Source organism: Aliirhizobium smilacinae, from assembly GCF_006335145.1.
In the GTDB taxonomy this organism is placed as follows: Bacteria; Pseudomonadota; Alphaproteobacteria; order Rhizobiales; family Rhizobiaceae; genus Neorhizobium; species Neorhizobium smilacinae.
In genome coordinates, this window is sequence record NZ_VDMN01000001.1 from 732681 (window position 1) to 745747 (window position 13067).

General features: G+C 55.8%; 14 protein-coding genes. 11 read left to right on the plus strand and 3 right to left on the minus strand.

The window, feature by feature from the left end; translation table 11 throughout:
* Positions 1–2 precede the first annotated feature (2 nt).
* The gene (locus FHP24_RS03570) at positions 3–881 is read right to left on the minus strand and encodes a TIGR01459 family HAD-type hydrolase (RefSeq protein ID WP_180355876.1); all 879 of its coding nucleotides are present in this window, start codon (positions 879–881) and stop codon (positions 3–5) included.
* 148 nt (positions 882–1029) lie between these two features.
* Here FHP24_RS03570 and FHP24_RS03575 point away from each other — a divergent pair, with 148 nt between their 5' ends.
* The 3 genes from FHP24_RS03575 (at position 1030) to FHP24_RS03585 (ending at position 3019) form a co-directional block, all read left to right on the plus strand.
* Positions 1030–2193, plus strand: coding sequence for a hypothetical protein (locus FHP24_RS03575; RefSeq protein ID WP_139672953.1), 1164 nt, complete (start codon positions 1030–1032; stop codon positions 2191–2193).
* Positions 2194–2363: 170 nt separating this feature from the next.
* Positions 2364–2642: a hypothetical protein gene (locus FHP24_RS03580; protein ID WP_139672956.1), complete on the plus strand. Its 279-nt coding sequence runs from the start codon at positions 2364–2366 to the stop codon at positions 2640–2642.
* A gap of 146 nt (positions 2643–2788) precedes the next feature.
* The gene (locus tag FHP24_RS03585) at positions 2789–3019 is read left to right on the plus strand and encodes a hypothetical protein (protein ID WP_139672959.1); all 231 of its coding nucleotides are present in this window, start codon (positions 2789–2791) and stop codon (positions 3017–3019) included.
* A 115-nt stretch (positions 3020–3134) separates the two neighbouring features.
* On the opposite strand, the gene FHP24_RS03590 is transcribed toward FHP24_RS03585, so the two are convergent.
* Complete coding sequence (locus tag FHP24_RS03590; RefSeq protein ID WP_139672962.1) at positions 3135–3956, minus strand: IclR family transcriptional regulator; 822 nt, start codon at positions 3954–3956, stop codon at positions 3135–3137.
* Between the two features lie 31 nt (positions 3957–3987).
* A complete protein-coding gene (locus tag FHP24_RS03595; protein WP_139672965.1) occupies positions 3988–5361 on the minus strand; it encodes an MmgE/PrpD family protein in 1374 nt (457 codons plus the stop codon).
* 121 nt (positions 5362–5482) lie between these two features.
* On the opposite strand from FHP24_RS03595, the gene FHP24_RS03600 reads away from it, so the two are divergent.
* The 8 genes from FHP24_RS03600 (at position 5483) to FHP24_RS03635 (ending at position 13028) form a co-directional block, all read left to right on the plus strand.
* Positions 5483–5824: a (2Fe-2S)-binding protein gene (locus tag FHP24_RS03600; protein ID WP_246091588.1), complete on the plus strand. Its 342-nt coding sequence runs from the start codon at positions 5483–5485 to the stop codon at positions 5822–5824.
* The gene (locus FHP24_RS03605) at positions 5802–7205 is read left to right on the plus strand and encodes an FAD/NAD(P)-dependent oxidoreductase (protein ID WP_246091589.1); all 1404 of its coding nucleotides are present in this window, start codon (positions 5802–5804) and stop codon (positions 7203–7205) included. The genes FHP24_RS03600 and FHP24_RS03605 overlap by 23 nt, the downstream gene beginning before the upstream one ends.
* Positions 7192–8325 carry an NAD(P)/FAD-dependent oxidoreductase gene (locus FHP24_RS03610; protein ID WP_139672972.1) on the plus strand — a complete coding sequence of 378 codons (1134 nt, stop codon included), beginning with the start codon at positions 7192–7194 and terminating at the stop codon, positions 8323–8325. The genes FHP24_RS03605 and FHP24_RS03610 overlap by 14 nt, the downstream gene beginning before the upstream one ends.
* A gap of 2 nt (positions 8326–8327) precedes the next feature.
* On the plus strand, positions 8328–9446 hold the full coding sequence (locus FHP24_RS03615; RefSeq protein ID WP_180355877.1) for a C45 family autoproteolytic acyltransferase/hydolase: 1119 nt from the start codon (positions 8328–8330) through the stop codon (positions 9444–9446).
* Between the two features lie 498 nt (positions 9447–9944).
* Complete coding sequence (locus FHP24_RS03620) at positions 9945–10775, plus strand: substrate-binding periplasmic protein (RefSeq protein WP_394344607.1); 831 nt, start codon at positions 9945–9947, stop codon at positions 10773–10775.
* A gap of 74 nt (positions 10776–10849) precedes the next feature.
* Positions 10850–11650 (plus strand): amino acid ABC transporter ATP-binding protein, encoded by an 801-nt coding sequence (locus FHP24_RS03625; protein WP_139672978.1) that lies wholly within the window; start codon positions 10850–10852, stop codon positions 11648–11650.
* Positions 11647–12294 carry an amino acid ABC transporter permease gene (locus FHP24_RS03630; protein ID WP_139672981.1) on the plus strand — a complete coding sequence of 216 codons (648 nt, stop codon included), beginning with the start codon at positions 11647–11649 and terminating at the stop codon, positions 12292–12294. The genes FHP24_RS03625 and FHP24_RS03630 overlap by 4 nt, the downstream gene beginning before the upstream one ends.
* Complete coding sequence (locus FHP24_RS03635) at positions 12294–13028, plus strand: amino acid ABC transporter permease (protein WP_139672984.1); 735 nt, start codon at positions 12294–12296, stop codon at positions 13026–13028. Before FHP24_RS03630 ends, FHP24_RS03635 begins: the two co-directional genes overlap by 1 nt.
* The last annotated feature ends 39 nt before the right edge of the window (positions 13029–13067 follow it).

Consider the following 13067-nt stretch of genomic DNA (forward strand, 5'->3'; position numbering starts at 1 on the left):
AGTCACCATTGGAAACGGTCCATGACGAACGTGGGGACGGCAGCATGCCTGGCCGCCAGTTGCGCAACCGCAGCCATATCTGGCCGACCGTTTCCGTCAGGCCCAATATCAGCCCGATGGATACCGCTTGTGATAAGTATCGAATCAACGTCTTGGCTTGCGGCACCTTTGATATCGGTGCGAAAAGCGTCACCGATTGCGATGACCCGCCGTGCATCTAAGTCCATAGCCTTGAACGCGAGTTCGTAGACATCCGGATACGGCTTACCAAAGTAATGAACCAGTCCCCCCATGCCTTGGTAACAAGCAGCGACGGCACCCGCGCAGAGCACTTCCCTGTCACCGATGTGAACAGTCAGGTCTGGGTTGACGCAAACCATAGCCAGGTCGCGGGACCTCGCTTCGGCGAGCAAGGGCACGAGGTCGTCGATGCTTTCGGCACGATCCGTCCCTGTACAAAGGATGAAGTCGCTGCCGCTCAACGTCTTGGATAACACCAGGTTCGTCTGCGCCACGAGCGGCTGCAGAAAGTCGGGGCCGATGTGGAAAAAATGCCTCCCCAATATCTCGGAGAGAGGCGGTCCGGACAGGGCCAATATTGCAGTATCACCGGAGGTCACCAGACTGCGGTATAAATCCCGGTCCACCCCCATTTCGGCAAGGGACTGGATGACAACGTCACTGCGACGGGGAGCATTGGATAAAAGACACACGGTTTTTCCAAGGTCACGCAGATGACGCAAGGCAGTGATTGCCTTGGAAGAGGCAGTCACTCCGTCATGTACAACACCCCAGAGGTCAACAATGGCCCCGTCATAGTCGGCGATTACCTCCCGCAGACCGCCTAACAGGATAAGGCTAGAAAAGGCATTTTTCCTCATGATTGTCTCCAAAACTCGATATCGCGGTGGCTGACGAATTAAGGATAACCGGTCTTCTGATATATGTACCATATATAGTTGCCCTCTATAATTAATCTCCCTATGGTTGCATTTATGAATAAGCCGGTCCTTGACGGAGGTAGCGGGCATGTCAAAACACAGCCATTTGAAGAAAATTCTGATTTTGGGATCCGGTATCCTTGGGGGAGCCGTACTCGACTTTCTAGCCCAGTCCGGACAGCCCTATGACATCACTGTCGGCGGGAGAAATGCCGAAAAAACGTGGCTTCGCATCAATCTAGCGAAGTTTGCGGCAACCAATCTCGGTCACATGCCAAAACTGTCGTTTGTGGAGATTGATGTGATGAACATCGAGGAAACAGCGTCGGCAATCGAGACACTGGCGCCGGATCTAATCTTCAACGCCACAACGCTTCATTCCTGGTGGGTCATCACACAGCTGCCGGCTGGTGCCTACCAAAGAATAGATGCAGCCCGCGGAGGGGTGTGGACACCTATGCATCTCGTCCTGACCCGTAGGCTGATGAAAGCGGTTAAACTGTCTGGAGTGACTGCACATGTCGTCAATGCCTCGTATCCGGATGTCGTCAATGCGGCACTTGCCGCTGAAGGACTGGCCCCTTCAATCGGTATCGGAAATATCGCCAACACTGTCCCGGTTCTGCGATATGCCGCGGCGCATATTCTTGAACAGGATCCGTCAGCCGTGCAGATCCGGGTGTTCGGACAGCATTACTTCAGTTACCGGATGCCGAGCTCCGGCACCGCAAAAGATATTCCATATCATCTTGCGATCTATCTTTACGGAGAACTGCAGCCGACCGATACCGAGCGCGACGAAGCAATCTTTTCGACCTTGACCGGGCCATTCAAGCGCGTGAGAGGTTTGGCAGGCCAATCCGTGACTGCCACGTCGGCCACGCGTGTTATTCGCGCCCTCATCGACGACGGGACAGAGATAGTCCATGCTCCGGGACCATTGGGGCTTGTCGGCGGCTATCCTGTTCAGGTCACGCAGGGCAGTTTGTCCATAGCCCTGCCGGAAGGAATGACGCTTGCGGGCGCCGTTGACATAAACCGCCGCTGTCAGGTGCTCGACGGGATCGCAGATGTCGGAGCGGATGGTTCTGTGCGTTATACGCCTGAATCGGCTGGCATCCTGAAAGAGGAACTGGGATATGATTGCGAGCTGATGCATCTGGATGAATGTGAAGACAGAGCCGCCGAGCTCGCAGCGAAATTTGGCGAGTATTATAGACGGCTGGGAGACGACCGCATCCGCGCCGCCTAGCCCGCCCGCAGTGACCAGACGACTGTCTTCATGGGCGCGGATTTATCGTGCGATTTGATCCTGCGGAGACATTTTGCATTCCGGATTCGTTCATTATTCCAGCCTCCCCTCGACTTTATTTTTCCCCGCCCCAGTATTATGGTCATGATCTGAGTAAGGGTGATGTACAGATGACAAAAACTGTTTTTATCGCATTGGCGACCGTTTCAGTGTTTTACGCGCAGGCAAACGCTGCAGATGTCGTCAGATATCCTGAACGCCCCACCGCGGAACGGTCCCATTTCAGTTCACAGCAGGCTCGACTGGTTTCTGGTGATGATTGTGAATTGCTCAAGATTGACTACCAGTCGCCCTACCCTCGCAATACGCAGTTCGTGAGAATTTGCACGCGTGAGCCTTTGGACCTGCGCCCGGTTTCAAGCCTGCCGACTTTAAGTGGGCGATCGTAGAACAGGACTGGCGCCATCGCGCCAGCCATGTTGAGTTATTCGGTCGATAAAATACTTGTTGCGATTTAGACCGAAAATTTACTTAAAGTTTTCTAATTCAGTTGTACCGATTTGATACCCTGATCACGTACCAAAGGGCGATCATCTTGGCTCTGTATTTTATAGCATTTGCATATTCCGCGATCGCAAGCTTTGCCGTTATTGCAACTTTCGTCGAAGGACGGCAGTTAAAAACAAGCTCGATCATCCACCGGGCTGAAGGCATGCTGCTCGCGTTGTGCTGGCCATTGCTTATCATGCTGGTGATGTTGGACGCTGTTCGCGCTCGTAATGTGCCCAAGAACACCGAAGTTCAGCTTCATTTGCGCACGCGCTAGAACTTGCAAGCACCTGCGCCACGATGATTTCCCGTTCGATCTCATCTTGGTGGGGCGTTTACCTCGAAACTGAACTTACGTTGTGATCTCTTCGACTGGCTACTGATCGAAGCTTCTAGTGGCCCATGCCTCTTGTCGCAAAAGCGCCTTCGAGCGGATTAAGCGAGTCTTCCAGACTTTTGGCTTCGCGACGCAGCATCGCAACCAGGCCAGGCAACCGTTCCTGAGACAATCTTGCGCTGGTCATATTGAGCGCAATAGCTGCGATTGCGTCACGGCCGCGCGGCAAAATCGGGACGGCGACCGCGGAAATGCCTTCAACAAGCGACCCTTCATCGACAGCGTAACCACGTTCACGGATGCTGTGCATTGAATCTGTGATGGTTTTGCGGGTTAGGTTCGGATACCGCTGGAATAGCGGATAATTGGTATCGAGGATTACTTCCGCTTCGGTAGTAGGCAAGAACGCAAGGATTGCCTGGCTGGCAGGCCCGACCCCCATGGGTATTTGCCCGCCGACATGACCCGTTAGCGTATCGATGATGTAGCCACCGTCCTGACGGTCGACGCAAACGGCATTGAAGCCTGCTCGTGCCATAAGAAATGTCGTATCACCGGTTTCGGCCGACAGGCGCAGGACAGCCGGGCGTGCAAGCTGCCTCAAACCGGTACCATCGGCGGCAGCTGCACCCATCGCGAACAGAGCCAAGCCCAGTCGATAGCGCTTTGTCGATTGTTCACGGTCAATCAACGCGTGACGTTCCAACGCGGTGGTGATCCGATGCGCCGTAGACTGTTTGAAGTGTAATGCTTCGGTTATCTCTGTGATCGTCGCTCCTTGCTGCCCAGCAGCGCCGAGAAACCGAAGTACGGCGACTGCCCGATCAAGAAGCTGGGTCCCTGTAACGGTTTCGGATGCATCCGCCGGTGTCTTCATATGTCGCCTCGTTTCCTATTTCTTGCTGTCATTATCCGGTTGCCAATTCGGAGAAAAGTCTCGAAGCCTCGCCGGTGTCATTTTCCGATGGGGACAAAAGCTCAAGAGTAGAAGCCATCGAGCTTGTATATTCAAGCTTCGACAAACTCTGTTCCAGACGGGCGGCATGCTTTGTTCCAAGCGTCGGCACCGCCAGCTTCATAAACTTATCGCTTACATCCTTTGCCTTAAGAGGATTACTTGGCTCGCCACGCGGCGCGAGCAGTTCCATACGAGCCACGCCACCTTTATGGCGCAGGGTGATCCGGCAGGGAGTGGCAGCCGGAAAACACGAGTCGAGTTCGGGATCACAGGCTAGAGTTACCTTGGCCGCAAGTGCAAGGACTTCTCGATCTTTCAGATAACGGACATCCGGTAGCAACAGGGCATCTGCCCCCCGAACGGCCGCCAATGCAACGCTGAAAGGAATGCTGTACTGGGCCGCCTCCAGTTTATCTGGCGCGGTCGCGTTGATCAGCGTCAAGGCTCGACCGAAAGTCGCGATCTCGATCGCTTGGATGTTTTCCGTTGTGATACCGTGTTGTTCCTGCAGCGAAAGGACTGCGTCGACCGGGCCATGGGCCCAGCGGCAAGAACTGTATATCTTGAGATAGCTTGCCTCGATCGCCCATTCCTTTCCCAAGCCCCCGATTAACTTCGCCTGGTCGTATCGATCCGGATCGTCGAGAAGGTCGATCGGTCCCGTGAACCCCTCCTGGGCAAGGTGAACGGCTGTGATCGCGCCAGCGGTTGCCCATGCAATCCCCTCTTTCGCCATGTGACCGACCTTTGTCCAGCCGGTGGCGAATTGACCGCACGCGGTATGCCCGGCGATTGCCATGGCATGTGCGATGACCTGCGGCTCCAGCCCGCCAAGCCTGCCCAGCGCGGCAGCGACACCGTAACCGCACCATTGACCGGTGTCAGTGGTCCGCAAGGTACGGAAGTCCCGCGACGCTGAAACACGGGTCCCAATTTCATAGCCGAACACTATTGCGTCGAGGATCTGTTGGGTCGTTACATCGACCGTCTGCGCAACTGCCAGTACGGCAGGCACGATCGCGGCTCCGGGATGCCCAGCCGCGAGACGGTGTCCGTCATCAAGATCCAGCATCGATGCGTAGACAGAGTTGACGAATGCGGCCCCGGCTGCGGTCGTCTCATCGGTTGCAAACCAAACCCTGACGGCCCCATTGCTCCAGATGTTTCTTGCCGCTCTTCTTGCCGCGATACCACCCGACGTGCGCGAGCCTGCGGCTGCGACCCCGATGAGATCGTAAACCGCACGGGCCGCGGCGCGCCTGGCATTGGGCGCTGGGTGGTCTGAATTGGAGACGAATTCCGCCAGTTCGAAAATCTTGGTCATGCGCTGCTCGCTTGGAAATTGACAAAAAAGGCTGGGCGCAGTCCTACAGCAATCTTCAAATGATGGCAATTATTCCATATTGACACCCATAATATGGGTACGCTAAAACCCCAATCAGGAAATGCGCGATGTTAAATTCGAACCGGGAACAGAAATCATGACTTCCGCCGGGCAGTTCCACCGCATTCCAGTCTCTGAACGACGCGAAATTACCTGCCGTGTGGACGGCAAGCCGATCTCCGTTTTTGAAGGGGATACCGTGCTAACGGCCGTCCTCACGTTTCGCCGCGATCTGCGAGAATTCGAGTTTTCCTCTGATCTGCGCTCTGGCTTCTGCCTCATGGGCGCCTGCCAGGACTGCTGGGTGCGCAAATCAAATGGCGAACGCATCCGGGCATGCTCGACACTCGTTGCAGACGGTCAAGAGATCGTCACTCAGCATGGCGGAAAAACAGATGGTTGAAGCGCGTATCGTGATAATTGGCGCCGGACCGGCAGGGATGAAGGCAGCGCTTTCACTGGTGGAAGCCGGCCATCGCCCGGTCGTTATTGATGAAGCTCAGCGCAGCGGCGGACAAGTGTATCGTCGTCCATCACCGGCGGCCGAGCGATCCCCCAGAGCACTCTATGGCTTTGAAGCGGCGCGTGCGCAGCGACTACATCAAGGTTTCGACGCGATCGCTGACTTCATAGACTATTATCCAGAGACGCTGATCTGGAATGCCGAAGGCAGGACTTTAGATCTGCTTTATAATGGCCAAAACCAGCGAATTGCATGGTCGCATCTCATCCTGGCGACCGGTGCGATGGATAGGATTATTCCGGTTTCCGGCTGGACGTTGCCAGGCGCCTACACTCTGGGGGCTGCCCAGATTGCGCTCAAAGCACAAGCGGTTGGTATCGGACAATCGGTCGTATTTTTCGGCACGGGACCACTCTTGTATCTCGTCGCCTATCAATATGCCAAGGCCGGGATAACCGTCAAAGCGGTACTTGATGTGTCGGCGTTTAGGCAGAGCGTCGTTGCGCTCCCACAGCTGCTGACTGGCGGTCGCACGTTTGCAAAAGGTCTGTTCTTCCTGGCCTGGTTGCGTGCTCGGCGTATTCCGGTTCTTAGAGGCATTACACCGGTGGAAATCGTGGCCGGCACGGATCAGGCAGTGGCTGGCATTACTATTCGTACAGCCGGAGGGAAGCTTCGCCATTTCGACTGTAGTGGTGTTGGATTTGGTTACGGTCTGCGATCGGAAACTCAGATCGCAGATCTCCTGGAGCTTGAGTTTGCATTTGAGCACAATCATCGGCAATGGCTTCCGGTCAGTGACGATAATGGCCGAGCATCGACCTGCGGTGTTTATCTGGCGGGTGACGGTGCGGGCATTCTTGGAGCTGATGCGGCGGAGTTGACTGGGCGACGCGCGGCGCTGGTTTTACGGTTTGATCTTGGTGAGACCGAGCTAGCGGCGGAGATAGACACGCTCAGCGCCCGGCTGAATGCGATGCGCCCCTTCAGGCACGCACTCGACCATGTCGCATTTGCGTTCCCCGAACGCCTGGCGCGAAATGTTCCGGACGATGTTATCATCTGCCGATGCGAGGGGTTAAGGGCCGCAAACATACGGCAGATGGCACGCGATACCGAAGAAATCGATCTTAACCGCATCAAGGCTTTTACCCGCCTTGGCATGGGACGGTGTCAGGGACGAGTGTGTGTTGCGGCTGCGACCGCCGTCCTTGCTGGAGCGGCGACAGATATGTCATCGACCGGGCGCTATCGCTGCCAGGCCCCAGTTAAACCTGTTCCGTTACGGGCGTTTCTGGGAGGCTGCGATGAACAGGTTTGACGTGGCGATCATCGGCGGAGGCCTTGCAGGTTGTTCAGCGGCATTTCATCTGAGCAAGCGGGGCGCATCTGTCGCCCTTCTGGAACGCGGTCGCTGTGGCGCCCAAGCGAGCGGCGTTAATTTTGGCGGCGTACGCAGACAGGGGCGCCATCCGGCCGAATTGGGCATCGCACAGCGATCGCACGCCCTTTGGAAAGATCTGGCCAGGCTGATCGGAACCGATGGTGAGTTTCGAACGACCGGCCACCTGAAGCTCGCTCGCTCGCCAGACGAAATGGCAGACCTTGAAGCCTATCGAGAAACAGCACGAACATTCGATCTAGAGCTGGAACTCCTCGACACGAAATCTCTGCGGGCACGGTATCCCTATCTTGGCCAGGCTGCTCAAGGTGGCTCATTCTGCCCGGGGGATGGCCAAGCAAATCCGCGCATTGTCGCGCCAGCTTTTTCGCGTGCAGCCCGAGCGCTCGGCGCGACGGTGCTTGAAAATACGGAAGTGGTCCATGGCCGGCGTGATGATGGGGACTTTCGGCTTGAACTTGCCAGTGGTCAAAACATTCGCGCTCGGCGGCTCCTTAATATGGCGGGCGCCTGGGGCGCGCGGATTGCGGCCTGGTTTGGTGATATCGTCCAAGAAGGGGTGATGGCGCCGAATATGTGCGTCACCGAGCCGCTACCACAGTTTATCGGACCAGCGCTCGGCGTCTGCGGTGGAGATGTCTACATTCGCCAAGTCCCCCAGGGAAGTGTCATTTTCGGTGCCGGGTACGGGCTCGCAGACCGGGATCGGGTTTTCGCCAGACCTCTTGCGGATGTTACTGCCGCTGGCGCTCGACTTGCCGTGTCAATAATCCCTCGACTGGCTGATGCCCTGCTGGTGAGAACCTGGACAGGTATTGAAGGCACGATGCCTGACGGCATTCCAGTGATGGGGCCAAGTCCGTCGACAGAAGGGTTGTTTCACGCTTTTGGCTTTACCGGGCACGGTTTCCAACTCGGTCCAGCCGCAGGAGCGGTCATGGCCGAACTCGCGCTTGATGGCGAGACGCCCACAGAAATTGGCGCGTTAGCGTTCACACGGTTCAATCGATCATCAACCGCGACCAGGACAGGATGTTAGCCATGTCCTCATTGTTATCCTATGTCGGCTACAATCTTCCCATTGTGATGCTTTCTGGCTCGGCGTTTCAGCGAGGCCACCAGCACGGCAAAGCGTTCTCCGAACGAATTGCCCGGTTGATTGGCCAAATGAGACAAAGCCATTCGCCCGCAGGTTATGACCAGGCTCGTGTGCTTGCGTCAGAATCCTGGGCCGGGTTGCAAACGAATGCCCCCACAATCGCCGAGGAAATCTGTGGCATTGCTGCCGGTTCGAATTCCGATCCGCTTGAGCTCTATTGTCATATCGGTTTCGAGTTTTTTGAAAAAGAAACACGTACCGGCTGTAGTGGACTGGCCCTTGCAACACGCGACGGAGCCATCCTTGGCCAAAACTGGGACTGCCACCCAGACTTGATCGATGATCTTGCGCTCTTTTTGCATGTTGAAGAGGCTGGATGGTCGCTCGCCGTGATCGCGACGGTTGGGACACTCGGTTGGGTCGGACAAAACAGTTCCGGGCTCGCTCTGTTGTCGATGGACACAATGCTGGATTGCGTCGAGCGCGGCATTCCAAGTCAAGTTGCTCGACGACTTATGCTCGGCGAACCCGACATCCAATCGGCGCTCACACACCTTGAGGATCGACCGATTATGGCGGGCAGATCCTACCTGCTCGGCGATCGTTCTGGCTCCATTGCAGCTGTAGAAGTGTCTCCAAGTGCTGGCGTTTGCCGACTTCCCAATGCTGGCCGATACTTTCACACAAACCACGCACTGACATCGCAAACACAGGCCGTTGAAGATGAACAGCGTCTCAATTTAACCTACCCTTCGAGCCGAATGCGGCTGGCGAGCCTTCAATGCGCCGGGGCTGATGCTCAGAGCGTGGATGACCTTAAACGCATTCTGTCCAATCGCGAAAACGCACCTCACTCGGTTGCAAAAACCTCATCTGGCTTAGAGCCAACGATGACAGCCTTTTCGATTGTCTTCGATTGCGGCGAACGTGACTTCTATCTTTGTTCGGGTCCACCAGCGCCGGACCGCTATCAACGCTTTTATTGGCCTGAAACGAAACGTGCCGATACGCCGGCCTTTTCGCCCGAGCCGAACGGGCAACCGATCGGGGTAGAGATATGAAACAGCTCCAGGATCCGACAGGGACTTACTCTGGCTGGTGCTTGCGAACACGCGATGCTGCCCGATCTCTTTGGGCCGCAGGCAGATGCAGCCGTGATCGGTCGTGATGATGGGCGAGCTGCGATGAAGACAAAAACGCATAACCGGCGGATGTCGGGACCGGACAGAGGCAGGCACTTGCGCCACCTCGACATTCTTGAACGCATCTAGTCGCTGGCCTGGGCCGATCGAAGCTGGAATGAAACCCTGCCGGCGGCGGCGGTTTAGACAGAAACTCTGGCGTTGGACGTCGATACTTCAGAGGACGTCCACCCAGTAGTCGATTCATTCGAACAATCGCGGCCTCACGGCTGGCGACGACAGAATCACGCATGCGGATGCGTGGATGAGGCAAAACACGCCTTGAAAAATGAACGGGAACAAGAACTGGAGACAATCATGAAACTAACATGCCTGATGCGAACACGAAACGTGCTTTATGCTCTCGCAGGGGCAATAATGCTGGCGCCTCATGTCACAGGGGCACAAGCTTCAGACTACAAAACCGTTGAACCCAATGTCTTAACCGTCGCGATCACTGGCGACATGCCCGGGCTCATCGCCCAAAATGGCAGACTGGTTGGCTATGATGGCGAAATCCTCCAAAAAGCTGCAGAAAATCTCGGGCTTAAAATCAATCCCATGCCGACGGAATGGAGTGGTGCGATTGCCGCCGTCCAGGCGGGACGCGTCGACCTGATCGGTGGCACCGTTGCCTGGACACCCGAGCGAGCCAAGGCATTGTCGCTTACCGATCCAACCGGCTATTTTCAGAACGGCGTCACGCAAAAATCCTCGACACACTGGACCAAGCTCAAAGATCTTGAGAACCGAAAAGTCGGATCGATGACGGGTTTCTCGTTTCTTCCGGAACTGCGAAAAATCCCCGGCATAGAGCTGACGCTTTATGACACTTCGGATGCCGCGTTGAGAGACCTCATCAATGGCCGCGTCGAGGCAATCATTGGCGACCCTCCGGTGATTGACTATGCCATTGCGCAAAACCCCAGCTGGGGGCTGATCAACCTCGCTTTTGCTGACAACAATCCGGATTTTCCACTTCTGACAAGTGTTGGGCGTCAGTACATTTTTGGCCTCAGCAAAGACAACAAGCCGCTCGCCGACGCACTCAGCAGGGAGATCCGCAAGCTCTGGGACAGCTGTGAAGTGAAAGCAATTGGCAAGAAATATGGCTTTTCCCGCGAGGCCCAGTTCACCCCGTCAAAGGTGAACTTCCGCGTGGGGGTAGATCGCCCGGACGGTTGGGAGCCTCCCGCCTGCAAGACGTAAGTGGCACGCGGCGACTGTCGATTGATCAACGCCAATCGACGGTCGCCACTCCGACGACGAGAGGAGAGTTTCCAATGAATACGGCGCCGATCTTAACGGTCAGAAATCTGAAGAAATCTTATGGCATTCTGGACGTGTTGCGGGATGTGTCTTTCGACCTTCACCGTGGCGAACGGCTTGCCATCCTAGGGCCTAGTGGCTCAGGTAAGTCTACTTGCTTGCGCGCGATCAACTTTTTGGACCCACCAACAAGCGGTACGATTACGCTTGAAGGCGAGCTCATAGGCTTGCATCCCAATGGCAAAGATCATCGCAGCGCAACCAGGCGAAAAATGACGGCGCGTGAATTGGCGCCGCAGCGAGCCGAGATTGGCATGGTGTTCCAGCTCTTCCATCTCTGGCCGCATCTGACGGCACGTGAGAACGTGGCTCTCCAGCCTCGCAAGGTCCAGCGCATGTCATCGTCCGACGCCAATCATCTGGCAGAAGCGATGCTCAAAAAAGTTCATCTTGGCCATAAGCTTGATGAATATCCCGGCCGCCTCTCAGGAGGCCAACAGCAACGTGTTGCGATAGCGCGTGCCCTGGCACAAAAGCCTAAAGTACTATTGTTTGATGAGCCCACCTCAGCGCTTGATCCCGAACTGGTCGGAGAGGTGCTTAACGTCATTCAGGAGCTTGCCGACGAGGGCCGCTCAATGGTCCTGGTTACCCATGAGATCGCGTTTGCTCGCCGGATGGCCGACAGGGTCATATTCATGGACGCAGGGGTGATTGTCGAAGAGGGGCCCGCGCGCGAGGTTCTGGCTAATGCGAAGGAACCAAGGCTGCGGAAATTTCTGTCTACGGTATCAACCCAGGAGGCAGTCCAATGAATTATGAAACCATTGGACCCATCGCGCAGGCCTTGCTTGCCGGAGTGGTTGTCACTGTGGAAGTGTCGATAGGAGCTTTGTTTATCGCTGTGGTCTGGGGCGGCCTTCTGGCGTCGTTACGTTTTCTCTATCCAAGCCGGATGCTGGATCTTGCCATCTCGACCTATGTGGAGATATTCCGCAATATCCCGACGCTGACCCATCTTCTTATTGTCTATTTCGGCCTTGCATATTTCGGAGTGACTCTGCCTTCGCTTGCGGCAGCCATTCTGGCTCTTGGCTTAATTGGCGGCGCGGTGATGGCTGATGTGTTTCGCGCCGGCTTTCAAGCCGTCCCGATTGGGCAGACCGAAGCCGCGTTGGCGACAGGGCTGCCGCCATTGCTTACCTTTCGACTTGTGATTTTTCCTCAAGCTTTGCGGATCATCCTTCCACCCTCAGGGAATTACGCCGTAGGCCTGGTCAAGGACACTTCACTGGTTGCCGCGATTTCGGCACCGGAAATAATGTTTAACGCCCGGCAGATCGTCAATGTCTCGTTCCAAACGGGGCTGGTCTACGGCACTGCGGCGATGATCTATCTCGCACTGACTTTTCTGCTCACCGCGTTGTTCTATGCGTTAGAGAGAAAGGCGGCATACTGATGTTTTCCTTTTATCAGACCATTGCCGAGAACTGGTCCGACTGGTGGCCTCGGTTAAGTCACGCTGCCTGGATTACGATTTATGTTACGGCTCTGTCCTTTGTTGTGGCATTTGCAATCGGACTAGCGCTGGAATTTATGAGAACGCGCTCGTCGGTTGCTATTCGTCTGACAGCCCAGATCTATATCCTCACGCTACGCGGCGTCCCAATACTCGTGGTTCTTTACCTGCTTTATTTTGCATTGCCGGGATACGGTGTGATCATATCCGCACTTACTGCCGGAGTAATCGGCTTGGGTGCAGTGCATGGTGCATTCCTAGCAGAGGTTTTCCGGGCAGGCTTAAGATCCGTGTCGCCGGGCCAGAGGGAGGCCGCGCAGGCCGTTGGGCTTAGTCCGTTTCAGACATTCAGCCTGATTTTGTTTCCGCAAGCCATCAAAATTGTTCTGCCGCCTCTGCTTGTCGGTTTCATCTCCCTGTTAAAAGACAGCGCGATCTGTGCGTTGATTGCGGTTCCAGAGCTCATGCTGGCCGCCCGCGCAATCATGGCGGAAACGTTTCTCCCCATGCACGTCTTTGTCCTGGTTGGCGTGTTTTACTTCGGCATCGCGTTTCCAGCATCACTTTTGGTGAGGGCGCTGGAAAAACGCCTCACGCGAGGCAGCACAAACAAGTCATCGCTTGAGACCGGCGACATCCTGCCGGTTGCAAGATTGGATGGTGTCGGGCGGTAACCCATGCCTTGTCATCGTTTTCCAGTCGGCTGCAGGAAC

What these genes read in the sequence shown, in the direction of transcription:
- FHP24_RS03620 (WP_394344607.1), top strand. Translation starts at nt 9,945, where the DNA reads ATGCTGGCGCCTCATGTCACAGGGGCACAAGCTTCAGACTACAAAACC.
- FHP24_RS03635 (WP_139672984.1), top strand. Translation starts at nt 12,294, where the DNA reads ATGTTTTCCTTTTATCAGACCATTGCCGAGAACTGGTCCGACTGGTGG.
- FHP24_RS03595 (WP_139672965.1), bottom strand. Translation starts at nt 5,361, where the DNA reads ATGACCAAGATTTTCGAACTGGCGGAATTCGTCTCCAATTCAGACCAC.
- FHP24_RS03630 (WP_139672981.1), top strand. Translation starts at nt 11,647, where the DNA reads ATGAATTATGAAACCATTGGACCCATCGCGCAGGCCTTGCTTGCCGGA.
- FHP24_RS03615 (WP_180355877.1), top strand. Translation starts at nt 8,328, where the DNA reads ATGTCCTCATTGTTATCCTATGTCGGCTACAATCTTCCCATTGTGATG.
- FHP24_RS03590 (WP_139672962.1), bottom strand. Translation starts at nt 3,956, where the DNA reads ATGAAGACACCGGCGGATGCATCCGAAACCGTTACAGGGACCCAGCTT.
- FHP24_RS03580 (WP_139672956.1), top strand. Translation starts at nt 2,364, where the DNA reads ATGACAAAAACTGTTTTTATCGCATTGGCGACCGTTTCAGTGTTTTAC.
- FHP24_RS03610 (WP_139672972.1), top strand. Translation starts at nt 7,192, where the DNA reads ATGAACAGGTTTGACGTGGCGATCATCGGCGGAGGCCTTGCAGGTTGT.
- FHP24_RS03625 (WP_139672978.1), top strand. Translation starts at nt 10,850, where the DNA reads ATGAATACGGCGCCGATCTTAACGGTCAGAAATCTGAAGAAATCTTAT.
- FHP24_RS03600 (WP_246091588.1), top strand. Translation starts at nt 5,483, where the DNA reads ATGCGCGATGTTAAATTCGAACCGGGAACAGAAATCATGACTTCCGCC.
- FHP24_RS03570 (WP_180355876.1), bottom strand. Translation starts at nt 881, where the DNA reads ATGAGGAAAAATGCCTTTTCTAGCCTTATCCTGTTAGGCGGTCTGCGG.
- FHP24_RS03575 (WP_139672953.1), top strand. Translation starts at nt 1,030, where the DNA reads ATGTCAAAACACAGCCATTTGAAGAAAATTCTGATTTTGGGATCCGGT.
- FHP24_RS03605 (WP_246091589.1), top strand. Translation starts at nt 5,802, where the DNA reads ATGGCGGAAAAACAGATGGTTGAAGCGCGTATCGTGATAATTGGCGCC.